This window comes from Pseudomonas sp. SF2, from assembly GCF_036858055.1.
In the GTDB taxonomy this organism is placed as follows: Bacteria; Pseudomonadota; Gammaproteobacteria; order Pseudomonadales; family Pseudomonadaceae; genus Aquipseudomonas.
Window position 1 is genome coordinate 1 of the sequence record NZ_JAMBDI010000054.1, and the last position, 23,949, is coordinate 23,949.

Sequence of the window (23,949 nt, forward strand, 5' to 3'; positions counted from 1 at the left end):
CCGACTGAACTACCGCTGCGCTAAACATCGAGTGGTGGGTGATGACGGGATCGAACCGCCGACCCTCTGCTTGTAAGGCAGATGCTCTCCCGGCTGAGCTAATCACCCTTCGTCTCGGTGTGGCGCGCATTCTACGGACGGCCCTGTACCCTGGCAAGCACTTTTTTAACTTTTTTCAAAAAAAACCTCAGGCCTTTCAAAGACCTAGCGTTGCTACGCGCATCTTTACCTCCAGCAACCGCTACTGGCACTCCGACAGGGTTGGCCTGAGAGCACCGCTCGGAGAATAATGCCCGCCTTATGCATTAAGGAGAGATTGCCCCTCATGTGGTTCAAGAACCTGCTGACCTACCGCCTGACCCAGGATGTCCCATTCGAGCCTGAAGCGCTGGAAGCGGCCCTGGCCAGCAAGCCAGCCCGCCCCTGCGCCAGCCAGGAGCTGACCACCTATGGTTTCGTCGCGCCGTTCGGCAAAGGCGAAGACGCTCCCCTGGTGCATGTCAGCGGCGAGTACCTGCTGATTGCCGCACGCAAGGAAGAGCGCATCCTGCCCAGCAGCGTGGTCAACGACGCGGTGAAGGAGAAGGTCGAAGAGATCGAGACCGAGCAGATGCGCAAGGTCTATAAAAAGGAACGCGACCAGATCAAGGACGAGATCATCCAGGCCTTCCTGCCGCGCGCGTTCATCCGCCGCTCGATGATCTTCGCCGCCATCGCCCCGCGCCTGGGCATGGTCCTGGTCAACTCGGCCAGCGCCAAGCGTGCCGAAGACCTGCTGTCGACCCTGCGTGAAGTGATGGGTTCGCTGCCGGTGCGCCCGGCCACCGTGAAAATCGCACCGGTTGCCACCATGACCGATTGGGTCAAGTCGCAGGAAGCTGCCGAAGGCTTCTATGTGCTGGACGAGTGCGAACTGCGCGACACCGCCGAAGACGGCGGCATCGTGCGCTGCAAGCGCCAGGACCTGACCGGCGAGGAAATCCAGCTGCACCTGAGCACTGGCAAGGTGGTCACCCAGTTGTCCCTGGCCTGGCAGGACAAGCTGTCGTTCATCCTGGATGACAAGATGGTGATCAAGCGCCTGAAGTTCGAAGAGCTGCTGCAGGAACAGGCCGAGCAGGATGGTGGCGACGAAGCTGCCCAGCAGTTCGATGCCAGCTTCCAGTTGATGATGATGACCTTTGCCGAATTCCTGCCGGTGCTGTTCGAGGCGCTGGGTGGGGAAGAGATTCCGCAAGGGGTCTGATGTGTTTTGAAATGCCGGTGCTGGCCTTGAAGTGATTTTTTGGCAGTGCCGGCCCTTTCGAGGCGTCGAACCGCCGCGAAAGGGCCAGTGAATTCAATAACGCTGTAAATGGAAAAGGACTTGCCCCATGCGTGCCCTCGCCGCCCTCAGCCGCTTCGTCGGCAACACCTTCGCCCTGTGGGTGCTGGTGTTCGCCGTGCTGGCCTTCCTGCAACCGCAATGGTTCATCGCCCTGAAGGTGGCCATCGTGCCGCTGCTGGGGCTGGTGATGTTCGGCATGGGCCTCACCCTCAAGCTCGATGACTTTGCCGCCCTCGCCCGCCAGCCCTGGCGGGTGATGCTGGGGGTGGTCGCGCACTTCGTGATCATGCCGGGCGTGGCCTGGCTGCTGTGCCAGCTATTCCACCTGCCGGCGGAAATCGCCGTAGGCGTGATTCTGGTCGGTTGCTGCCCGAGCGGCACGGCGTCGAACGTGATGGTCTGGCTGTCCAAGGGCGACCTGGCGCTGGCGGTGGCGATCGCTGCGGTGACCACCCTGCTCGCCCCGCTGTTGACCCCGGCACTGATCTGGTTCCTCGCCTCCGCCTGGCTGCCGGTGTCCTTCATGGACATGTTCTGGTCGATCCTGCAGTTGGTGATGCTGCCGATCGTGCTCGGCGTGCTGGCCCAACGGCTGCTTGGCGCCCGGGTGCAGGCGGCGGTGCAGGTGCTGCCGCTGGTGTCGGTGGTGAGTATCGTGATGATCGTGTGCGCGGTGGTGGCGGCCAGCCAGGCCAAGATCGCCGAGTCGGGGCTACTGATCATGGCGGTGGTGATATTGCACAACAGCTTCGGCTACTTGCTGGGGTACTTGACCGGCAGGCTGTGCAAGCTGCCACTGGCCCAGCGCAAGTCGCTGGCACTGGAGGTGGGCATGCAGAACTCCGGGCTGGGCGCAGCACTGGCGGCGGCGCATTTTTCGCCGCTGGCTGCGGTGCCGAGTGCGTTGTTCAGCGTTTGGCACAATATTTCCGGGGCGCTGCTGTCGACCTGGTTCCGGCGCATGGGGGAGCCTGTGGCCGAAGCTGAAGGTGGGGAGCCGGCCAGGCATTGATGGTGTCTGCACTGGCCCTTTCGCGGGTAAACCCGCTCCCACAGGTACTGCGCAGGTATGAAAATTGTGGAGATTCCTGTGGGAGCGGGTTTACCCGCGAAGAGGCCCGCACAGGCTTGCCCAGAGGGCTGCATATGTGCACCATGGAGCCCACTGCGAGGACGACCTCGCGACGCACCGCGTGACCATTCCGGGGACGGCCCCATCATTTACAACGATGGAGACGCTCCATGTCCTGGATCATCCTGTTCTTCGCCGGCCTGTTCGAGGTCGGCTGGGCCGTCGGCCTGAAATACACCGACGGCTTCAGCAAACCACTGCCCACCGTCCTCACCGTCGCCGCCATGGCCATCAGCCTGGGCCTGCTGGGCCTGGCCATGAAAGAGCTGCCGCTGGGCACCGCCTATGCCATCTGGACCGGCGTCGGCGCCGTTGGCACGGTGATCGCCGGCATCATCCTGTTCGGCGAGTCCATGGCCCTGGTACGCCTGGCCAGCGTGGCGCTGATCGTTACCGGCCTGGTCGGCCTGAAAGTCAGCGCCAGCTAACGCCCCCCTAGCGGAGGTCGCCGCGCAGGCGGCTGACCTGCTCACGCAACGCTTCTGGCTGCGCCGCTTCCACCGGGATGGCGGCGCCTGCCACGATGGTCACCCGCGACCACAGGCGCTTGAAAAAACCTTTGGCCGGGTCCCGGCTGAAGAAGCTGCCCCACAGCCCCTGCAACGCCAACGGAATGACCGGCACCGGAGTTTCTTCGAGGATGCGGTTGACGCCGCCCTTGAACACATCGATTTCGCCGTCCCCGGTCAGCTTGCCCTCCGGGAAGATGCACACCAGCTCGCCATCGGCCAGATACTCGGCAATGCGCGCGAAAGCACGCTCGTAGATAGCCTGGTCTTCGTTGCGCCCGGCAATCGGGATGGCGCCTGCGGTGCGGAACACGAAGTTGAGCACTGGCAGGCTGTAGATCTTGTAGTACATGACAAAGCGTATCGGGCGGCGGATCGCCCCGCCCAGCAGCAGTGCATCGACGAACGACACATGGTTGCACACCAGCAACGCCGCACCTTCGTCAGGGATGCGCTCAAGGTCGCGGTGCTGCACGCGGTACATCGAATGGCTGAGCAGCCAGATCAGGAAGCGCATGGTGAACTCGGGCACGATCCTGAAGATATAGGCGTTGACCGCGATGTTGAGCAGCGACACCACCAGGAACAGCTGCGGGATGGTCAACTCGGCCAGGCCCAGCAGGATGATGGTGAGTACTGCCGAGACCACCATGAACAGGGCATTGAGGATGTTGTTGGCTGCAATCACCCGAGCGCGCTGGTCTTCGGCGGTGCGGGCCTGGATCAGTGCATACAGCGGCACGATGTAGAAGCCGCCGAACACCCCGAGGCCAACGATCGACAGCAGGATCCACCAGGCCTGGCCCATGCCCAACAGCGTCAGCCAGTCGTGCGGTACTGCCGCAGCAGGTACATCGCCGGAGTGCCACCACCACAGCAGGCCAAACAGGCTCAGGCCGAACGAGCCGAACGGTACCAGGCCGATTTCCACCTTGCGCCCGCTCAGCCGCTCGCACAGCAGCGAACCCAGGGCGATCCCCACCGAGAACAAGGTCAGCACCAGGGTCACCACCGTGCCATCACCGTGCAGCCAGTCCTTGGCGTAGGCCGGGATCTGCGTGAGGTAGATGGCACCGACGAACCAGAACCACGAGTTGCCGACGATCGAACGCGACACCGCCGGCGGCTGCCCCAGGCCCATGCGCAGGATCGCCCACGACTGCTTGAAGATGTTCCAGTCCAGCGGCATTTGCGGTGAGGCGGCAGCGGCCCGCGGGATCCAGCGGCTGGCCAGGTAGCCGAGCACGGCGGTGCCGACCACGCCACCGGCCACCACGGTGGCATAGCTGTCGGCCGACATCATCACCCCGGCGCCGATGGTGCCGGCGAGGATGGCCAGGAAGGTACCGGTTTCGACCAGGCCGTTGCCGCCGACCAGTTCTTCCTCGCGCAGGGCCTGCGGCAAGATGGAGTACTTCACCGGCCCGAACAGTGCCGAGTGGGTCCCCATGCCGAACAATGCCACCAGCATCAGCCCCAGGTGATTGGTGATGAAACCGAGTGCGCCGACCGACATGATCGCGATCTCGGCCAGCTTGATCGCCCGGATCAGCGCGTCCTTGGCGAACTTCTCGCCAAACTGCCCGCCCAGCGCCGAAAACAGGAAGAACGGCAGGATGAACAGCAGGGCGCACAGGTTGACCCAGATCGAACGGTCACCGTCGCCCAGGCTGAGCTTGAAGAGGATCGCCAGGATCAGCGACTGCTTGAACAGGTTGTCGTTGAAGGCACCCAGCGACTGAGTGATGAAAAACGGCAGGAAACGCCGCTTGCCGAGCAAGGTGAATTGCGAGGAGTGACTCATCGTCCTTGGTCCTGAGGGCTTTTCAATTGGAGGCGCGCCGGGCGCGACAAGCCACAAATCTGCATGGGAAATACGCTGGCTGGCAAGCGCTCGAGGATTTTGGAGGACTGTACCGGCCCTTTCGCGGGCACGCCCGCTCCCACAGGAATATCACATGCCTTGAGGGCAGCGCCGTACCTGTGGGAGCGGGCGTGCCCGCGAAAGGCCTGCGCAGCAGGCCTCTGTTGGCATATGCTGCCCCTCCGGCAAAACAGAACAACAAGGATGTGGTCATGCTCGCCGCCATAAAACGCTACCCGCACACCGTTCGCCTGCTGCTTACCACCACCTTCACCCTCACTGTCGCCCGCGCCCTTACCCTGCCCTACCTGGTGGTGTACCTGGCCGACAACTTCCAGCTGCCGATCAGCCAGATCGGCCTGCTGATCGGTGGCGCGCTGATCATCGCCTCGCTGCTGAGCCTGTATGGCGGTCACCTGGTGGATACCTTGCGCAACCACACACTGGTCAGCGCCAGCACCCTGCTGTTTGCCCTGGCCTTCGTCGGCGCGGTCGTCAGCAACTCGGCGCTGCTGTTCTTTCTCTGCCTGGTCCTGATCAACCTGGCCCTGGCAGTGGTCGACATCGCCGCCAAGGCGGGCTTCTGCGCGTTGCTGCCGGTGGAGGAACGGGCCGAAGTGTTCGCCATCAAGTACACCCTCAGCAACGTCGGCTACGCGGCCGGCCCGCTGCTGGGCGTGGCCATGCTGGAGTTGAACGACCATATGCCGTTCATCGCCTCTGCCCTGCTAGGCCTGAGTATGTGCCTGGCCTACTGGCGCCTGGGTGATCGCAGCCTGCAGGCCAGTGCGCCGGACAAGCCCGGCGTCGGCTTTGCCCAGGTGGCGCTGGGGCTGGCCCGTGACCGGCGGCTGGTATGCTTCACCCTGGGCGGGGTGCTTAGCGCAGTGGTGTTCGGCCAGTTCACCGCCTACCTGTCGCAGTACCTGGTGGTGACCAGCAGCCCGGCCGAGGCAGCGCGCCTGGTCGGTTACCTGGTGACCACCAACGCGGTGACGGTGATTGCCCTGCAGTACCTGATTGGCCGACGCATCAGCCGTCAGCGCCTGATGCCCTGGCTGCTGGCCGGCATGGGCCTGTTCATCGCCGGGCTGCTGGGCTTTGCCCTGGCCGGCTCGGCGCTGGCGTGGTGCCTGGCGATGCTGGTGTTCACCCTGGGCGAGATCATCGTGATCCCGGCCGAGTACATGTTCATCGACCTGATCGCGCCGGAGCACCTGCGTGGGGTGTATTACGGTGCGCAGAACCTGTCCAACCTCGGCGCGGCGCTGGGGCCGGTGATGGTGGGGTTTGCCCTGGTGCACCTGTGGCCGGGGGCGATCTTCTACCTGCTGGTGTTGTCGGTGATACTGGCAGGGGTGTTTTATTGGCTGGGTACCCGTAAAGGATGATGTTTGCTCTGCTGGCCTCTTCGCGGGTGAACCCGCTCCCACAGGGACAGCGCCGCTTTCGAAGCCTGTGCCGTACCTGTGGGAGCGGGTTCACCCGCGAAAGGGCCGGCACAGGTTAAAGAGAACCCTGCGACCACCTGCCACTGCGACCATCGTCTGCGCTGACGAAGCGGCACCTGCGTGCCAGACTGATTGATCGGGACCGCGTTATCTTTTTGCTTCGGAGTCTTCATGTCGTTGTCCAGCGGGCTGATCGCCGTGGTCGCCCTGGCCTATATGGCCATCATGTTCGCCATCGCCTTCTACGGCGACCGCCGCAGCACGCCGTTGCCGCCGAAGCTGCGTGCCTGGGTGTACAGCCTGTCGCTGGCCGTGTACTGCACCAGCTGGACCTTCTTCGGCGCGGTCGGCCAGGCCGCCGAACAGCTCTGGGCATTCCTGCCGATCTACCTGGGCCCGGTGCTGCTGCTGATCTTCGCGCCCTGGGTGCTGCAGAAGATGGTGCTGATCAGCAAGCAACAGAACATCACCTCGATCGCCGACTTCATCGCCGCGCGCTACGGCAAGTCGCAGTCCCTGGCGGTAGTCGTGGCGCTGATCTGCCTGGTCGGCGTGCTGCCGTACATCGCCTTGCAGCTCAAGGGCATCGTGCTCGGCGTCAACTTGCTGATCGGCGCCAATGCCGACGCCACAGGCACCCGCGTGCAGGACACCGCGCTGGTGGTATCGCTGGTACTGGCACTGTTCGCCATCGTCTTCGGTACCCGCAGCCTGGACGTGACCGAACACCACCGTGGCATGGTCCTGGCAATTGCCTTCGAATCGCTGATCAAGCTGCTGGCCTTCCTCGCCGTGGGCATCTTCGTCGTCTTCAACCTGTATGACGGCTTCGACGACCTGTTCAACCAGGCCCGCCAGTCGATCCACCTGCAGGACTATTGGCAGGAGACCATCAACTGGCCGTCGATGGTGGTGCAGACCGCCGTGGCGATGATGGCGATCATTTGCCTGCCACGGCAGTTCCACGTCACCGTGGTGGAAAACATCGAACCCCAGGACATGCGCCTGGCGCGCTGGGTGTTCCCGATGTACCTGGCGCTGGCCGCTTTGTTCGTGGTGCCTATCGCCCTGGCCGGGCAGATGTTGCTGCCGGGCACGGTGATCTCGGATTCGTTCGTCATCAGCCTGCCGCTGGCCGAAGCACACCCGAGCCTGGCCCTGCTGGCATTCATCGGTGGCGCCTCGGCGGCAACCGGCATGGTCATCGTCGAGGCCGTGGCGTTGTCGACCATGGTCTCCAACGACATGCTGCTGCCCTGGTTGCTGCGCCGTACCAACGCCGAGCGGCCATTCGAGGCGTTCCGCCACTGGATGCTCTCGGTTCGCCGGGTGACCATCGTGGTGATCCTGCTGCTGGCCTATGTCAGCTACCGCCTGCTGGGCTCCACCGCCAGCCTGGCGACTATCGGCCAGATCGCCTTTGCCGCCGTGACCCAGCTGACCCCGGCCATGCTCGGTGCGCTGTACTGGAAGCAGGCCAACCGCCGTGGCGTGTTCGCCGGCCTGGCCGCAGGTATTTTCCTGTGGTTCTACACCCTGGTGCTGCCAATTGCCGCGCACAGCGTGGGCTGGTCGCTGCAGCTGTTCCCAGGGTTGGCGTGGCTGCACGGCAACCCGCTGAATCTGCCGATCAGCCCGCTGACCCAGGGCGTGGTGCTGTCACTGGCGGGCAACTTCACCCTGTTCGCCTGGGTCTCGGTGCTGTCGCGCACACGGGTTTCCGAGCATTGGCAGGCCGGCCGCTTCATCGGCCAGCAGACCAGCGCCAGGCCCAGCAGCAAGCCGCTGCTGGCGGTGCAGATCGACGACCTGCTGACCCTGGCCTCACGCTTTGTCGGCGAGGAGCGCGCCCGGCAGAGCTTCATCCGCTTCGCCTACCGCCAGGGCAAGGGCTTCAACCCCAACCAGAACGCCGATGGCGACTGGATCGAACACACCGAACGCCTGCTGGCCGGTGTACTCGGCACCTCATCGACCCGCGCCGTGGTCAAGGCCGCCATCGAAGGCCGCGACATGCAGCTGGAAGACGTGGTGCGTATCGCCGACGAGGCCAGCGAGGTGCTGCAGTTCAACCGCGCCCTGCTGCAAGGCGCCATCGAAAACATCAACCAGGGTATCAGCGTGGTCGACCAGAACCTGCACCTGGTGGCCTGGAACCGCCGCTACCTGGAACTGTTCAACTATCCCGACGGGCTGATCAGCGTGGGCCGGCCGATTGCCGACATCATTCGCTACAACGCCGAGCGTGGCCTGTGCGGCCCCGGCGAGGCGCAGGTGCATGTGGCGCGGCGCCTGCACTGGATGCGCCAGGGCCGTGCGCACTCCTCCGAGCGCTTGTTCCCCAATGGCCGGGTGATCGAACTGATCGGCAACCCGATGCCGGGCGGTGGCTTCGTCATGAGCTTCACCGACATCACCCCGTTCCGCGAGGCCGAGCAGGCCCTGCGCGACGCCAACGAAGGCCTGGAGCAACGGGTGGCGGAGCGTACCCACGAGCTGTCGCAACTGAACCAGGCGTTGTCCGAAGCCAAGAGCCGTGCCGAAGCGGTGAGCCAGTCCAAGACCCGCTTCCTGGCCGCGGTCAGCCACGACCTGATGCAGCCGTTGAACGCCGCCCGGCTGTTCTCCGCCGCCTTGTCGCAGCAGGCCGAGGGCATGAATGAAGAAGCCCGGCAACTGGTACAGCACATGGACAGCTCGCTGCGCTCGGCCGAAGAGCTGATCAGCGACCTGCTGGACATCTCGCGCCTGGAAAACGGCAAGATCACCCCGGATGCCAAGCCCTTCGCCCTCAACGAACTGTTCGACACCCTGGGCGCCGAATTCAAGGTGCTGGCCGCCGAGAAGGGCCTGGAATTCCGCCTGCGCGGCAGCCGCCTGCGGGTGGACAGCGACATGAAGCTGCTGCGCCGGGTACTGCAGAACTTCCTGACCAACGCCCTGCGTTATGGCAAGAGCCCGATCCTGCTGGGCGCACGGCGCCAGGGTGAACAGTTGTGGCTTGAGGTGTGGGACCGCGGCCCGGGCATCGCCGACGACAAACTGCAGGTGATCTTCCAGGAGTTCAAGCGCCTGGACAGCCACCAGACCCGCGCCGAGAAGGGCCTGGGCCTGGGACTGGCGATCGCTGATGGCCTGTGCCGGGTACTTGGACACAAGCTGGAAGTGCGCTCGTGGCCGGGCAAGGGCACGGTGTTCCGCGTCAGCGTACCGATTGCCCGCCAGGCCGCGCCGGTGCCCAGCGCCCCAGTGGAACAGGGCGGCCAGCCGCTGGCCGGGCTGCAGGTACTGTGCGTGGACAACGAAGACAGCATCCTGATCGGCATGAACAGCCTGCTCAGCCGCTGGGGGTGCCAGGTGTGGACCGCGCGCAACCGCGCCGAATGCGAAGCCCTGCTGGCCAAGGGCATGCGCCCGCACCTGGCGCTGGTGGACTACCACCTGGACGATGGCGAGACCGGTACCGGGCTGATGGGCTGGCTACGCGCGCGCCTGGGTGAACCGGTGCCGGGCGTGGTGATCAGCGCCGACGGCAGCAAGGAAACCATCGCCATGGTGCATGCCTCGGGCCTGGACTACCTGGCCAAGCCGGTCAAGCCGGCGGCCCTGCGCGCCCTGCTCAATCGCCATCTGAGCCTGGTTCAGTAAGCGCTTCGTCCGGCAACGCCTCGTCGGACAGCGCCCGCTCCAGCAGGTCGGCCGGCAGGCTCTTGCTGGCGCGGGCGCCCAGCAGCTTCAGCTGTTCGCTGCGGCTGACCAGGTTGCCGCGCCCTTCGCACAGCTTGTTGCGCGCGGCGGCATAGGCCTTGTCCACCTGCTGCAAGCGGTTGCCCAGTTCGTCCAGGTCCTGGATGAACAGTACGAACTTGTCGTACAGCCAGCCGGCACGCTCGGCGATCTCGCGGGCGTTCTGGCCCTGGCGTTCCTGCTTCCACAGGCTGTCGATCACCCGCAGGGTAGCGAGCAAGGTGGTCGGGCTGACGATCACGATCTGCCGGTCGAAGGCTTCCTGGAACAGGTTCGGCTCGGCTTGCAGGGCCGCCGAGAAAGCTGCCTCGATCGGCACGAACAGCAGCACGAAATCCAGGCTATGCAGGCCTTCGAGGCGATTGTAGTCCTTGCTCGACAGGCCTTTGACATGGCTGCGCAGCGACTGCACATGCTGCTTGAGCGCAGCCTCGTCGTTGCCGGCGACGAACTGCTGGTAGGCGGTGAGGCTGACCTTGGCATCCACCACCACCTGCTTGTCACCGGGCAGCATGATCAGCACATCGGGCTGGAAGCGCTCGCCGTCTGCGCTCTTCAGGCTGACCTGGGTCTGGTATTCGCGGCCCTTTTCCAGGCCGGCATGCTCCAACACCCGTTCGAGGATCAGTTCCCCCCAATTACCCTGGGTTTTCTGCCCTTTCAGGGCCTGGGTCAGGTTGGTGGCTTCATCGGACAGGCGCAGGTTGAGTTGCTGCAGACGCTCCAGCTCCTTGCCCAGCGAGAAGCGTTCGCGGGCTTCCTGCTGGTAGCTTTCCTCCACGCGTTTTTCGAAGGCCTGGATACGCTCCTTGAGCGGGTCGAGCAACTGGCCGAGATGCTGCTGGCTAGTCTGGGCAAAGCGCTGCTCGCGCTCGTCGAAGATTTTGGTGGCCATGTCGGCGAACTGGGCGCGCAGGGTATCGCGGGCTTCCTGCAGGTCCTCCAGACGCTGCTGGTGGCTTTCCTGCTGCTCGCGCAGTTCGGCGTCCAGGCGTGCAGTCTGGGCCTCCAGGCGGCGCAGTTCGGCTTCGCGGTTGGCGCGCTCGAGGTTCCAGGCGTGGGCGGCGTCCCGGGCGTTGTCGCGTTCGATCTGCAGCAGTTCCAGCTCACGGCCCTGGGCGGCCAGCTGGGTCTGCTTGACGGTGTTGGCTTCGCTGAGGTCGCTGACCTCGTCGCGGCAAGCGTCCAGTTGCGCCTGCAGGCCGGCCTGGGCCAGCTGGGCAGCATTGAGGCGCTCTTCGAGCAAGGCCTGCTCGCCTTGTCGCACGCCCTGTCGGCGCTGCACCTGCATGACCCAACCCAGGCAGGGCAATGCACCTGCCACCAAGCCCAGCAGAATGCTGGCCAGATCCACTGTCATGCTTACCCCGAATGATCCTGGATGAATGCAGCGCAGCTTATCAGCCTGAGCGATGTGTTGCCTGTTCCGGCCTCTTCGCGGGTAAACCCGCTCCCACAGGGATTGCACAGTATCCGAGGTATAGCTATTCCGGTGGGAGCGGGTTTACCCGCGAAGAGGCCAGCGCTGGCAACCCACCTCAGGCATGGAACCACTGCCTCAAAAGCCGCCGCGCTTCCTGCGACCCCTGCCCCGCCGCCAGCTCCAGCCAGTACCGCGCCTGCTCCGGCTCGCTGTGCTGGCAAAGCCGCGCATATTCCAGTTGCGCCCGCCGATCACCGGCGCGGGCGGCCTGACGCAGCAGTTCATGGCCAATACGCCGGTCACGGGCATTGCCGCAATCACGACACAACATCTGCCCCAGGCGGCTTTGCGCCACTACCACACCCTGGCGCGCCGGCTGCTTCAACAGGCGCCCGGCCAGGTGCTTGACCTGCGGCTTGTCACCCAGGCGCGGGTTGTCGAGCAGCCACAAGGCCACTTTGAGGGAGAAACGTTTGGGGGGAGGCGCAGGCGTCGATGCAGCGGGGCTGGCGAGGTGTTTACCGCGAAACTTCATGAGCAACAGGTTTGGCAACTCGAAAGGCGCGCCACTCTACCCTTTTTTCTGCGCCCTGGCCTTTCGATTTCCGGAGAATTGAAAAAAATTTCAACGATCTTTTCTTGACGTTTTCAAGTGGATGACCAACTGGTCTCTCCGAGCATGTCGATTGTCGGACAGTTCGCTGTATTGCTGGCACGCCCGTCCTAGAGCAAGCGCGTGGGACAATCCACAGTTCCTGTGGATAACTCGGTGGACAACCCCCTCCCATACCCCGCAAACCCCCGTAAATTGGGGCTTTCGGTCAAACTGACGATTTTTTCACCAGCTAAAAATAGTGTTTTTTTTCATTGACTTAACCGCCCAGTCAAGGCATTGGCGAGGCTGTCGCGGCGTGTTGCCGGGCAGTTACAAGCGCTGCCCGGAATGTGAACAAGTGCACCATAAACCTTCACTTGAGTGCACGAAATCGGTACATCAGGCCGGTTGCGGGCCTTTTACCCCCTCTTCCCAGCGGGGCAAATACACGCCATGCTGCTCGGCTCACCTGAACAAACATGAAAGGCTTGCCAAGCGCCTTTATTTTCGGTAAGGTGCCCCTCGTTAGTACCAAGCTGAAAGTCAATTCTGGCCTCAAGTGTCCTTGCAGACCCGCTCCCCCCAAGAGTGGCGCTGCTGAAACCAGGACCGGCCTTTTCGATGATTCACTCGCCAGCCCTGCGCTGTTCAAGCACGAATCACGTGACAATTGATCAGGATCCCACACCGACGGCCTAGAACCTTGGCCCCGGCGTGCTGCCTGCCCTCTGAAGTACCTACCAGTCAGCCCATGCGCCCACTTTTGATTGCGCTCCCTCTGGCTGCCCTGTTCCAGTCAGGTTCGTTCGTCCCTTAATAAAGGCGTCACTGGAACGTTTCTATCATGCACGGATCATAACCCCGTGTTTAAAGCAGGAACCTCCAACAATATGCAAACTCATCATCAGATTCAGGCTGCCATTGGCACCCTCTCCCAGGCCTTCTCGCCGTTGAAGTGCCTTATCGTTGCCCCTCGCAAAGGCAGCTTCAGCTTCACCCTGGTAGACGAACACGGCGTCGCCTGCCACACCGAGCGCTTGTACCCCGAACAGTACAGCCGCAGTGAACCGCTGCAGGCGGTCATCGCCCGAACCCGCCAGTCGCTCACCGCGTGAGCGGCGAATACTGCGGTATTCAAGCGCTGAATCATTCCATCGCAAGCCTGCCTGAATGTTCCAGGCATAATTGCCTTAAGGCATATAGCCCGGTACGTCAGGCAGCAATTGATTTAAAAACAGCCCTTTACACCACGATTATCACACTAGACTTCAACTCGAGCGGTGCTTACCGCTTCCGGCGGGCCTGATCACTCACCAGCTGCCAAGCTCCAGCGCCCGTCCGGCCCTTACCTGCTCGAGGGCATCATGGGTATCGCGGCGAATGAATTGTGTCAGTATGTGATACGACCCACTCTGGTCTACCTGAACCGTCACTGCGCCAGCGCCGAAGCCTTGTTGCTGGGCATCGCCGCCAGCCAGTCGGCCCTGGGGTCGGCCTTGCACGACCGACGTGGGCATGGCCTGTACCGCATCGGCGAACACCGCCACCAGGCAATCTGGGACGACTACCTTGCCCGTGACCCCGACCTGGCCAGCCTGGTCCGCGGCCTGGCCAGCCAGCACGCCTTCCTCGGCGGCCCGCATCTGGAACTCACCGTCAACCTGCGCTATTCCACAGCCATTGCCTGGATGCTCGTCGAAGAGCAGGCCACGCCACTGCCTGCCGCCGACGACCTTCTCGCGCTGGCACGGATCTGGCGACAGATTTTCAACCCCCAAGGTCGCCTGCGCGACTTCACCCACGCCTGGCATACCTGCATAGACCAGAGATTGCCGCAGGCATCTTAAGACGTGTCCTACAAAGTACCCGGAAAAAAGGGAATTTTGGTCGGATTGTCCTACAAAACCGCTCTATCTCCTGCGATTGAGGCTATAGCGCGGCGCGTGAATTGTTGGTAGCTTTTCGCCCCGGAGATCCCAAGGAGTTCTAATAATGAAAAAAGTAATGCTCAAAGCCTCCCTCGGCGTTGCCGTTGCACTTGCTTCCAGCCAACTGCTCGCCGCAGGCTTCGCGCTGAACGAACAAAGCATCAGCGGCATGGGAACCGGTTTTGCGGGACGTTCGTCTTCTGCCGAAGATGCCAGTACGGTGTATGGCAACCCTGCAGGCATGTCGCGCCTGAAGCGCGAACAGGTCACCGTGGGTGGCGCAGCCGTCATTGCCAAGTCTGATATTTCGGGTCGTGGTAGCAATTTCGGGGGGGAAACCGATGGCGACATGGTCCCGGTCGTGGGCGTGCCCATGGGTTACTACGTCAAGCCGATCGATGATCATTGGAGCGTTGGTTTCGGTGTTTACGTGCCATACGGCCTGATCACCGACTACGGTAGCGGTGACGCAGCCCGCTACTGGGGCAAGAAGAGCAAGGTCGAGGTTGTCACCTTCCAACCAACCATCAGCTACGCCTTCAATGACAAGGTGTCGATCGGTTTTGGCCCGACCATCAACCGCATCAAGGGTGAGCTGGGCTCGAACCTGGCCAGCAAGGCGCTGCTGGGCCCCACCGGCCCTGATGGCGAAATCAAGATCAAGGGCGACGACACCGCGATCGGTTACAACATCGGCGTTCTCGTACAAGCTACAGACCGTACCCGTCTGGGTCTGACCTATCACTCGATGGTCGACTACAAGCTTGAAGGCGATACCCGTGTTTCCTACCCGATTCCCCAGCTTGGTCTGAACGGCAAGTTCGACGCCAGCCTGAAAATCAAGACGCCGGAGTCGGTGGACTTCTCGGTCACCCATGAACTGGATGACCACTGGACGCTCTATGCCGGTAGCACCTGGACACGCTGGAGCCGCCTGGAGAGCATCGTTGTCAAGAACGAAGCACCAGCGGGTTACCCACTGCAGACCATCACCGAAGAGCAGAACTGGCATGACACCTGGGCACACGCCATTGGTGCGGCCTACAAGGTGAACAAGGAATGGACCCTGCGTGCAGGCTTCTCCGTCGACCAATCGCCGACCAACAACCACGATCGTTCGCCGCGCATTCCTACCGGCGATCGTAAGGCAGTCAGCTTTGGTGCCGGTTGGAGCCCGAACGATGACATGACCATCGATGTTGCCTACTCGTACCTGTGGGAAGAGGATACCAAGGTCAACAATGTGTCCGGTTCGCCGACACAACAGGCGTTGAAAGGCACCTATCAGGCCAAGTATGAGAACAGTGCTCACGGTATCGGTGCATCCCTTACCTACCGCTTCTGATTCGTACGCGTTACATGAAAAACCGCCCTCGTGGCGGTTTTTTCATGCCTGCATCTGCCAACTGTCGCCCAGGCATTCGCGCAGGTAGTCCATGAACACACGCACTTTAGTGGTCATGGCGAAGCGGTCGGCCAGGCACAGGTAGATATCCATCGGTTCGGTCTGGGCATAGGCCTGGCCGCTATCGCTGTATTCGAACAACGGTACCAGCGCCCCGGCGGCCAGATACGGCCGCACGATGAATTCGGCCAAGCGGGTGATGCCGCCATCGTGCAGTGCCATCTGGGTCAGGGCATCGATGTCGTCGCTGATCAGGACACTGCCGAACTCTGCCTCGAACCGCAGCCCGTCGCGCATGAACCCCCAACGCAGGAAGCGCCCATCCACCGGGTAGCGGAACACCAGGCAGCGGTGGTCACGCAAGGCCTCGGGCGTGGCCGGCACGCCGGCGTCTTGCAGGTAACCGGGCGAGGCACAGCAAATGAACGGGATACGGGCGATGTGCCGGGCCAGCAACTGGTCTTCCAGTTGTGGGGCAATGCGCAGGCTCACATCCACATCTTCCCGCGCATGGTTGACTCGGCGATCAGTCGTTACCAACTCTATCGAAAGCAGGGGGTAGCGGGCACTGAATGCGGGTATCAAGGGTGCCAGGACGTGGCGACCGAAGGCGGACGTCGAGGCAATGCACAGCCGCCCCTGGGGTTCGCTGTCGGGGGTGGTGACGGCCTGTTCGGCCAGGGCCAGGTCGCGCTCGATGTGCCTGACGCGTTGGTAGTACTGGGTACCGGCGGGCGTCAGCGCCATACTGCGTGTGGTTCGGCTGAGGAGGCGAACCTGCAAGTGGCCTTCCAGGCGTGCCAGGTTCTGGCTGACCGCGGCCGGGCTCAGGCCCAGGTTGCGGGCGCCGGCGGCGATACTGCCGGCTTCGACCACCTTGATGAAGCAGCGAATGGCATTGAGCAGGTCCATGCTGAGCCCCTGGATTCGTAAGAATCTCTTTATAAAGAACTCAATACGACTGGTCTACAGGTGCTGCCCGGTGCGTTGCTAACCTGCGCCTCTACTCATCTTTCAGGAGTTCGCATGAGCAACCTGCCCCAGGCACGCAGCCGACGCAAATTGCACCCGGGCGCCACGCCCTACGTTTTTGCCTTCTACATGTCGTCGATCATGGCACTGTTGATGTGTTTCGTGATCACTGCAGCGAATGCGGGGGTCAACCCCGAATACCTCGGCAACGTGCTGAAGGCGTACCAGTTGGCAATGCCTGTGGCGTTCGTTTGTGTGTTGATGGTCAGGCCGGTGGTGGTGCGGTTGGTGGCGATTACGGTGCATGCAAAGTGAAATAACCCGAAACCCGGCCACGTTACCTGCTTTTGACTTTGATCTTGATCTTGATCTTGATCTTCGCGACTTCAGGAGGCCGAACGCAGGCCTTGCGGAGGGAGGTGACGGGCATGGATGCCCGTCAAGCGCTGGGCCCCAGGATGGGGCCTGCAGCGCGGTCCTCCCGGGAGCAAGGCCGGAGTGAGGGAACCCCGGAGCGCAGCGCAGGGGCCGGATGATGGGAGCGCAGCGTTTTTTGGTTACTTTTTGTCGCGTTTGACAAAAAGTGACTCGCCGTAAGGGCGAAAAGGTGAATCCGCGTCGCCATCGTAAATGGACTATGCGCGAGATCAAAACCAGCACTTTTCCGCTCTTCGCTCTTCGCTCTTCGCTCTTCGCTTTCAAGCGTGGGCATCAACAACGGGGTCAACATTCATTTTCGAAGGTGGCGCTTATTCACCCTTCCGCCCTTACGGCGGGTCACTTTTTGTCAAACGCGACAAAAAGTAACCAAAAAACGCTGGCTCCTATCATCCGGCCCCTCCGCTGCGCTACGGGGTCCCCTCGCTACGGGCTTGCTCCCGGGAGTACGCGCTGCAGGCCCCATCCATGGGGCCTCAGCGCTTGACGGGCATCCATGCCCGTCACCTCCCTCCGCAAGCCCTTCGCTCGGCCTCCTGAAGTCGCAATCGGCGGCGCCTGAACTATCGCGCGCTTAGAAGCAAGAGCAAGAGCAAGAGCAAGTGCAGCCAGTTATGGCTGCGAGGCAATAGCCTTTTCGATAGCAGCCCGGAACGCAGGATCATCCGGCTTGGTCAGGCTGGAGAAGTTGCCGATCACCTTGCCCTTGCGGTCCACCACGTACTTGTAGAAGTTCCACTTCGGCGCACTGCTCTGGCTGGCCAGTTCAGCGAACAGCGGTATCGCATCCGTCCCCCGCACCGGCTGCGTCTTGGTCATGGTGAACGTGACACCGTAGTTGGCATAGCAGACCTTGGCGGTCTTCTCGCTGTCCGCATCTTCCTGCTTGAAGTCGTTGGATGGCACGCCAAGCATTTCCAGGCCTTGTTGGTGATATTCCTTGTACGTCGCCTCCAACCCCTCGAACTGCGGCGCAAAACCGCAATAGCTGGCCGTGTTCACCACCACCAGCGGCTTGCCGGCAAAGCGCTCGCACAGGTCAACCTGCCCCTTGCCACGCAGCTCCGGCAGGCTGCCCTGCAACAACGCCGGGCAATCAGCAGCCCAGCTCGATGCGCTGGCAAGCAGGGCCAGCACCGGCACCGTCAACCAATGTGCACGCATGACTCGTTTCTCCCGCAAGACAATCCTCGAACTTGCAGGGTAGCGCCTAACAAACACTCATGCCCAGCTGCATCAACGCCATCCCGCCCTTGTGCCAGCCCCACCACACCAGCGCCAGCAGTAACAAGGCGGCGCCGGCCAGTAGCCCCCTAGCCAGGTAGCGGTTCATGCGGCCTGGGCCTGCAGGCGGGCGACCGGGCGTTCGCGCACGGGCCAGCTGAGGGCGGCGGCCAGCAGGCTGAGCAAGATGGAAATCTGCCAGACCAGGTCGTAGCTGCCGGTGCGGTCGTACACCACCCCACCCAACCAGCCACCCAGGAAGGCGCCCAGTTGGTGGAACAGGAAGACGATGCCGCCAAGCATGGACAGGTTGCGCACGCCGAACACCGTGGCCACGGTGCCGTTGGTCAGCGGCACCGTGGACAGCCACAGCAGACCCATGGCAATGCCGAACAGGTAAGCACTGAATTCAGTCACCGGCGCCCAGAGGAACAGCACGATCACTACCGCACGCAGCAGGTATAGCCCGGTCAGCAGGCGCGGCTTGGACATGCGCCCACCCAGCCAGCCGGCGGTGAAAGTACCGACGATATTGAACAGGCCCACCAGCGCCAGCACCGTGGTACCGGTGGTCGCGGCCAGGTGCTGGTCGACCAGGTAGGCCGGCAGGTGCACGCCAATGAACACCACCTGGAAGCCACAAACGAAGAAGCCCAGCGCCAGCAACCAGAAGCCGGAGTGCGAGCACGCCTCGCGCAGGGCCTGGCCCAAGGTCTGTTCGGCGCCATGACTGGGCAACGGGCGATCGCGCAACAGGCCGACGAAAGGCACGATCAGCGCCACTAACAGGCCCAGCACCAGCAACGCAGCGGACCAGCCCAGCCACTGGATCAGGCCGAGGGTGCCCGGCAACATGGCGAACTGGCCGAAAGAACCGGCAGCGCTGGCAATGCCCATGGCCATGCTGCGCTTCTCCGCCGGTACGGCGCGCCCGACCACGCCAAGGATGACCGAGAACGAGGTACCGGACAGGCCGATGCCGATCAGCAAGCCGGCGCTCAGCGACAACGACCAGGCCGAATCGGCCATGCCCATCAGCACCAACCCGGCCGCATAGAGAATACCCCCAATGATCACCACCCGCGCCGCGCCCAGGCGGTCGGCCAGGGCGCCAGCGAACGGTTGCGCCAGCCCCCAGATCAGGTTCTGCAAGGCAATGGCGAAGGCGAACACCTCACGCCCCCAGCCAAAATCGGCGCTCATTGGCGCCAGGAACAGGCCGAAGCCGTGCCGCACACCCAAGGATAGCGCCAGGATCAACGCTGCTCCCACCAATACCCACCCGCTGGTTCGCCACACCGAAGTCATTGTTATCTCCAGCACATCGCAAGGTTTTTACGGGTACATACCCGCTTATAGTCGTATCAATTCAAGCCAGTTGATCCAGCAAGCGCACCAGTTCATCCCGCTGCCCTGCCCCCAGCCGTTCCACCAGATCGGCCTGGGCCTGTTCCCAGGCCGGATGGGCAGCGCGCAGCAGTTGCGTACCGGCCTCGGTCAGCAGCACCACGCGGTTGCGCTGGTCGTCGCCATCGGCCAAGGCCACCAGCCCTTCAGCCTCCAGCACCCGCAGGTTGCGGCCCAGGGTACTGCGCTCCAGGCCCATGGCCTCTGCCAAGGTGGTGATACTGGGGCGGTCGAGCCGCTGCAGATGACGCAACAGGGAAAACTGGGCGACATTGACCCCAAAGCCGGCAAGGGCTTCGTCGTAATGCCGGCTCACCCCACGGGCGGCACGACGCAGATGGGTACAGATGCATTCACTGGTCAGCATGGATACGTGTATATACCCGCATCATGTGTGTTGCAAGAGATTTCATGATTACCGACGCCCCTCAGCCCTAAAGTCTGTCAGATTGCGTTGACGGGACCCTGTGGGAGCAACTGGCTTGCCGGCGATGTGCCGCAAAGCGGCCCCCAATGACTTAGCTGGCAGGCACTACCCTCTGCCTGGGTTCAAGCGCCTGAGAATTGGCTCGAACTCCACCGTAGCCTTGCGCGCCAGCGGGTCTGGAGCGCCCTGCTCGATGGCCTGCCAATAGCGCCACGGCACCTTGGCCGAGCCCAGCTCGTAGTCCATACCGTCCCAGTTATCTTCACGGAAGCTGTAAAAGGCCCAATGCAACCGGTGGCGATCCAGCACGCTGAGCACGTCTTCCAGGTATTGCCGGCAGCCCGGCAACCTGCGCATGCAACCGAACTCACCCACCACCAGCCGCGAGCGGGGCACCTTCATGGCCTCGGCCCAGTCCAGCGGTTGGTGCAGGTACTGCGCCACACGCTGGCCATCCCACTGCTGCGTTTGCCCCGCGAACGGTGCCGGGCCGGGATAGGCGATGGGTTGCTTGCGCGTCATGTTCGGTGCACTGGTCACCAGATAGGGCTCGTACATGTGCACGCTGTACAGCACCCGCTGGTCTTCCACAGGTGCCGGCCAGTAACCGAAGGCGTCGGCGGCGGCGAACCAGCCGGCATCGAGCATGACCGGCGTGTCCGCATCCTCCTCGCGAATGGCCACTATCAACTGCCGATACAGGGCGGGCAGGTCACGCGCAGTGCCCTGCTGCCGTGCATACCACTGCTGCATTTGCCCGGGATCGGCATGCTCGGCCAGGCCACCTTGCTTCTCCGGCGCGGGCTCGTTGACCAGGTTGTAGGCGGCGATGGCCGGGTGACCTTTCAGCTCACGGGCCAGATCCCGCCAGAAGGCCGCAGCCTGCAACCAGTAGCGTTTGTCTTGCCAGAGGCGGTCGTCGAACTGGCCCTGGTTGTTTTGCGACCAGCGCATGCCGGGTAGCGAAAGCGGTGCTATGACCACCTTGAGGCCGGCCTGATGGGCACGGTCGAGAGTGGCTCGCAGCGTGGCCAGGTCGGCGGCAGGCAGGCCTTGGTAGGCATCGGCATCGCCGAGGAGGAAGTCGCGTTCTGCCGGCTGCCATTTGTCGTAGGACAGCCGCACCCAGGTCGCGCCATAGCCGCTCAGGGCGTCGAAATAGACTTGCTCGGGTGGCAGCCGGTTGAAGCTGTTGCCGCCGTGGCGTGGGGTGTTCCAGAAATCCATGAGATCGGCTGCCAGGGCTGCAGGCCCCATGGCCACCAACAACGCGGCGAGAATGACATGACGCATGGTGCGAACACTCCTCGACAGTTAGCGAAGGGGCAAGCATACGCCAGTGACAAAATGCCGGCTCTTGCTGAGTTTTTTCAGGAATTTGCCAGCACGTTAGGCTCAGAAACCCCCTACAGCATCCTGCTTGCGTTCCTACAGGGCCAGCGTCCTGAGCAAGGGCTCAGAGGCCCAACGCCAACCCCAGCATCACGGTCAGTTCGAGCAACTCCAGCATTGCACCAGCGGTATCGCCGGTAGTCCCGCCCAGGCGCCGGCACATCAATTGTCGAAACCAGGCAAACACCGCCAATGCCAGCACCACGATCCATCCACCCAGGACCAGGCAGAAGAGCGCACAGCCCAGCAGCACCCACCCGGCCGCAGGCCGAGGCAGGTGCTCGGCCAGCGCCTGCCCCAAACCGCCCTGTCGCACATAAGGCGTGCTCAGGAACAGCCCGAGCATCGCCGCCCGCCCGATCAGCGGTGCCAGCAGCAACTGCATGCCAATGCCCTGCTCGACCAGCACCCACAAGGCGCAGAACTTCAGCAACAGCACCAGCACCAGGGTGACCACGGCAATCGGCCCGCTACGCGGGTCTTTCATGATCTGCAAAGTGCGTTCGCGGTCACCAAAACCGCCCAGCCAGGCGTCAGCACTGTCCGCCAGGCCATCCAGGTGCAAGGCGCCACTGAGCAACACCCACAACGTCAGCAGCAGGGCCGCGTGCAGCGGCGCCGGCGTGCCCTGCAGGAAATGGCTGGCCAGCCACAGCAGCAAGCCGAACAACAACCCGACCAACGGGTACCAGAGCAGCGAACGCCCCACCTCACGTGGCGCCGGCATGCCCGGCAGGCTCACCGGCAGGCTGCTGAGAAACTGCAAGGCAATCCACAACGGCAACATCTCAGCGCCCCTCCACCCACTGGCCGTCATCACCCGGCACCAGTCGCATCAGCGCAGCGTGGCCAACTTCGACCTGCAGCAACTGCGCCCTCGGCAGGCCACGAGCACGGGCCAGCAACAGCCGCATCACGCCGCCATGGGTGACCAGCAGCACACGCTTGCCAGCATGCTGACGGCTCAGGCGCTCGACAGCCGCCAGCACACGTTCGGCGAACGCCTCGACCGGCTCGCCATTGGGCGGCGTAAACGCATAAGGGTCCGCCCAGAAGCGCCCCAGCGCGTCCGCCTGGTCTTCCATGATCTGCGCCGCACTACGGCCCTCCCAGTCGCCAAAATGCAGCTCCTGCAACGCAGCTTCGCGCTGTACGGGCAGGTTAAGGCGCTCGCCCAGTTCCTCGGCAAAACGTGCACAGCGCTGCAACGGCGAACTGACCAGCACCTCCCACGGGCCGGCCTCGGCCACGGCGTCACGCATCTGCGCCCAGCCTTTGTCGGTCAGGGCATCATCAAGGCTGCCACGCAGGCCGCCCTGCTCCGTTTCACCATGGCGCAGCAGGTCGAGGATCATGCCGGGCGGTCCGCCACCGCCGCCTCGGCGAAGGTCGCCATCTGCCCGTGCAGCGCACAGGCCAGGCGCAACAGCGGCACGGCCAGGGCAGCCCCACTGCCCTCGCCCAGGCGCAGGCCCAGGGCCAGCAACGGCTCGGCCTGCAACGTGTCGAGCACGGCTTTGTGCCCAGGCTCTGCGCCTTGGTGGGCGAACAGCAGCCAGGCCCGGCACTGCGGGTTGAGGCGCACCGCCAGCAGCGCGGCGACGCTGCAGATGAAGCCGTCCACCAGCACTGCGATACCCGCCTGCGCGCAGCCCATGTAGGCACCGGCCAAGGCCGCGATCTCGAAACCACCGACACAGCCCAGCGCCTGCAAGGGATCGTTGGCGCTGAGGCCATGCAGGCTCAGCGCGCGCTCGATAACCTCGGCCTTGTGCCGCACCCCGGCGTGGTCCAGGCCGGTACCCGGGCCACTCGATTCAGCCGGCGGGCAGCCCAGCAGGACACTGGCCAGGGCGGCGGCTGCCGTGGTGTTGCCAATCCCCATCTCGCCACCGATGAACAGCTGCGCGCCCTGTTCGGCGGCGCGCAGGGCACTATCGCGACCGGCCTGCAGGGCGGCCTGCAGCTGGCCTTCGGTCATCGCAGGCTGGCGGGCAAAGTTGGCGGTACCGGCGCCCAGGCGCAGATGACGCACGCCAGGCAGCTCCAGGTGCGGGTCGATGGTGCCCAGGTCGACGACCTCCAGGCTGGCCTGCAGCTGGCGCGCCAGCACGCTGATCGCCGCGCCACCGCCGACGAAGTTGCGCAGCATCTGCCCGGTCACCGCTTGCGGGTAGGCCGAGATGCCTTCCTCGACCACACCGTGGTCACCGGCAAAAATGCTGATTGCAGCGTGATCCAGCGTTGGCCGCTCACGCCCCTGCAGGCCGGCCAGCTGAATGGCCAGGCCTTCCAGCTGGCCGAGCGAACCGGCAGGTTTGGTCAGCTGCTGCTGACGGGCGCGGGCCTGGTCCATGGCGGCGTTGTCGAGGGGTTGGCAGGGGCTTTGCCACCAGGGTTGGGTCATGGTCATGGGCCTGTCTGGGTTGGGTAATGGGAGTTATCAGGGCGTGTTGGGGCTGGCAGTTGCTTGGCAGGAGACCTTCTGCGCGCTTGAGACCGAGCGCCGCCCGCGCGGCGCTTCGCGGGGCAAGCCCGCTCCCACATCTGTTTCGGGCCAATTACTCCTGTACCAGATGGGTTGCAGCCTTGGTGCATGGCTAAGGATTGATGAAGAGCAGTCGCGCCTCGCCCTCGATATCGAATGGAACAAACAAGGCAGACAGAGGTAGCTTCACAGGAGAGACTGGCCCGAAACAGATGTGGGA

Annotated in this window: 21 protein-coding genes and 1 tRNA gene; 9 read left to right on the forward strand and 13 right to left on the reverse strand. The window is 63.4% G+C overall.

All coding sequences use genetic code 11. The features are described 5' to 3' along the window. Positions 1–32: 32 nt before the first annotated feature. Positions 33–108: transfer RNA gene (locus M2S36_RS23360), tRNA-Val, on the reverse strand. A 217-nt stretch (positions 109–325) separates the two neighbouring features. On the opposite strand from M2S36_RS23360, the gene rdgC reads away from it, so the two are divergent. The 3 genes from rdgC to sugE all read left to right on the forward strand — a co-directional run bounded on the left by rdgC (position 326) and on the right by sugE (position 2,887). Next, positions 326–1,246, forward strand: coding sequence for a recombination-associated protein RdgC (gene rdgC / locus M2S36_RS23365; protein ID WP_333957938.1), 921 nt, complete (start codon positions 326–328; stop codon positions 1,244–1,246). Between the two features lie 127 nt (positions 1,247–1,373). Continuing rightward, on the forward strand, positions 1,374–2,339 hold the full coding sequence (locus tag M2S36_RS23370) for a bile acid:sodium symporter family protein (RefSeq protein WP_233687915.1): 966 nt from the start codon (positions 1,374–1,376) through the stop codon (positions 2,337–2,339). A 230-nt stretch (positions 2,340–2,569) separates the two neighbouring features. Next, positions 2,570–2,887 carry a quaternary ammonium compound efflux SMR transporter SugE gene (gene sugE, locus M2S36_RS23375; protein WP_023379200.1) on the forward strand — a complete coding sequence of 106 codons (318 nt, stop codon included), beginning with the start codon at positions 2,570–2,572 and terminating at the stop codon, positions 2,885–2,887. A 7-nt stretch (positions 2,888–2,894) separates the two neighbouring features. On the opposite strand, the gene M2S36_RS23380 is transcribed toward sugE, so the two are convergent. Further along, a complete protein-coding gene (locus M2S36_RS23380; RefSeq protein WP_207829242.1) occupies positions 2,895–4,772 on the reverse strand; it encodes a 1-acyl-sn-glycerol-3-phosphate acyltransferase in 1,878 nt (625 codons plus the stop codon). 272 nt (positions 4,773–5,044) lie between these two features. On the opposite strand from M2S36_RS23380, the gene M2S36_RS23385 reads away from it, so the two are divergent. Together M2S36_RS23385 and M2S36_RS23390 are read left to right on the forward strand one after the other, a co-directional pair. After that, positions 5,045–6,223: an MFS transporter gene (locus M2S36_RS23385; RefSeq protein WP_207829244.1), complete on the forward strand. Its 1,179-nt coding sequence runs from the start codon at positions 5,045–5,047 to the stop codon at positions 6,221–6,223. Positions 6,224–6,454: 231 nt separating this feature from the next. Beyond that, a complete protein-coding gene (locus M2S36_RS23390; protein ID WP_207829251.1) occupies positions 6,455–9,931 on the forward strand; it encodes a hybrid sensor histidine kinase/response regulator in 3,477 nt (1,158 codons plus the stop codon). Here the strand turns inward: M2S36_RS23390 and rmuC are convergent. Beyond that, entirely contained in the window at positions 9,903–11,276 is a 1,374-nt protein-coding gene (rmuC, locus tag M2S36_RS23395) for a DNA recombination protein RmuC (RefSeq protein WP_207829543.1), read from the reverse strand. The two genes, M2S36_RS23390 and rmuC, sit on opposite strands and share 29 nt — an antisense overlap. Positions 11,277–11,568: 292 nt before the next feature. Continuing rightward, on the reverse strand, positions 11,569–11,988 hold the full coding sequence (locus M2S36_RS23400; protein WP_063911568.1) for a tetratricopeptide repeat protein: 420 nt from the start codon (positions 11,986–11,988) through the stop codon (positions 11,569–11,571). A gap of 950 nt (positions 11,989–12,938) precedes the next feature. Between M2S36_RS23400 and M2S36_RS23405 the strand changes: the two genes are divergently transcribed. The 3 genes from M2S36_RS23405 (at position 12,939) to M2S36_RS23415 (ending at position 15,321) form a co-directional block, all read left to right on the forward strand. After that, the gene (locus tag M2S36_RS23405) at positions 12,939–13,163 is read left to right on the forward strand and encodes a hypothetical protein (protein WP_003257337.1); all 225 of its coding nucleotides are present in this window, start codon (positions 12,939–12,941) and stop codon (positions 13,161–13,163) included. 249 nt (positions 13,164–13,412) lie between these two features. Next, on the forward strand, positions 13,413–13,895 hold the full coding sequence (locus M2S36_RS23410; RefSeq protein WP_025338041.1) for a hypothetical protein: 483 nt from the start codon (positions 13,413–13,415) through the stop codon (positions 13,893–13,895). Positions 13,896–14,040: 145 nt separating this feature from the next. Further along, the gene (locus tag M2S36_RS23415) at positions 14,041–15,321 is read left to right on the forward strand and encodes an OmpP1/FadL family transporter (protein ID WP_207829260.1); all 1,281 of its coding nucleotides are present in this window, start codon (positions 14,041–14,043) and stop codon (positions 15,319–15,321) included. Between the two features lie 42 nt (positions 15,322–15,363). Here the strand turns inward: M2S36_RS23415 and M2S36_RS23420 are convergent, their stop codons facing one another. Beyond that, a complete protein-coding gene (locus M2S36_RS23420; protein ID WP_207829269.1) occupies positions 15,364–16,293 on the reverse strand; it encodes a LysR family transcriptional regulator in 930 nt (309 codons plus the stop codon). A gap of 114 nt (positions 16,294–16,407) precedes the next feature. On the opposite strand from M2S36_RS23420, the gene M2S36_RS23425 reads away from it, so the two are divergent. Further along, positions 16,408–16,668, forward strand: coding sequence for a DUF2798 domain-containing protein (locus M2S36_RS23425; RefSeq protein ID WP_207829272.1), 261 nt, complete (start codon positions 16,408–16,410; stop codon positions 16,666–16,668). A 735-nt stretch (positions 16,669–17,403) separates the two neighbouring features. On the opposite strand, the gene M2S36_RS23430 is transcribed toward M2S36_RS23425, so the two are convergent. The 8 genes from M2S36_RS23430 to cobT all read right to left on the reverse strand — a co-directional run bounded on the left by M2S36_RS23430 (position 17,404) and on the right by cobT (position 23,648). Further along, on the reverse strand, positions 17,404–17,955 hold the full coding sequence (locus M2S36_RS23430; RefSeq protein WP_207829274.1) for a glutathione peroxidase: 552 nt from the start codon (positions 17,953–17,955) through the stop codon (positions 17,404–17,406). A gap of 46 nt (positions 17,956–18,001) precedes the next feature. After that, positions 18,002–18,124, reverse strand: coding sequence for a hypothetical protein (locus M2S36_RS23435; protein ID WP_267933606.1), 123 nt, complete (start codon positions 18,122–18,124; stop codon positions 18,002–18,004). Next, complete coding sequence (locus M2S36_RS23440) at positions 18,121–19,323, reverse strand: MFS transporter (RefSeq protein ID WP_243434036.1); 1,203 nt, start codon at positions 19,321–19,323, stop codon at positions 18,121–18,123. Before M2S36_RS23440 ends, M2S36_RS23435 begins: the two co-directional genes overlap by 4 nt. 61 nt (positions 19,324–19,384) lie before the next feature. Beyond that, positions 19,385–19,789, reverse strand: coding sequence for a MarR family winged helix-turn-helix transcriptional regulator (locus tag M2S36_RS23445; protein ID WP_207829276.1), 405 nt, complete (start codon positions 19,787–19,789; stop codon positions 19,385–19,387). A gap of 165 nt (positions 19,790–19,954) precedes the next feature. Further along, the gene (locus M2S36_RS23450) at positions 19,955–21,076 is read right to left on the reverse strand and encodes a glycoside hydrolase family 5 protein (protein WP_442793807.1); all 1,122 of its coding nucleotides are present in this window, start codon (positions 21,074–21,076) and stop codon (positions 19,955–19,957) included. A 229-nt stretch (positions 21,077–21,305) separates the two neighbouring features. Beyond that, positions 21,306–22,028 (reverse strand): adenosylcobinamide-GDP ribazoletransferase, encoded by a 723-nt coding sequence (locus M2S36_RS23455; RefSeq protein WP_333957944.1) that lies wholly within the window; start codon positions 22,026–22,028, stop codon positions 21,306–21,308. 1 nt (position 22,029) lies between these two features. Next, positions 22,030–22,596 carry a histidine phosphatase family protein gene (locus M2S36_RS23460; protein WP_207829281.1) on the reverse strand — a complete coding sequence of 189 codons (567 nt, stop codon included), beginning with the start codon at positions 22,594–22,596 and terminating at the stop codon, positions 22,030–22,032. Beyond that, positions 22,593–23,648, reverse strand: a complete 1,056-nt coding sequence (cobT, locus tag M2S36_RS23465) for a nicotinate-nucleotide--dimethylbenzimidazole phosphoribosyltransferase (RefSeq protein ID WP_207829292.1) — start codon at positions 23,646–23,648, stop codon at positions 22,593–22,595. The genes M2S36_RS23460 and cobT overlap by 4 nt, the downstream gene beginning before the upstream one ends. Positions 23,649–23,949 lie beyond the last annotated feature (301 nt).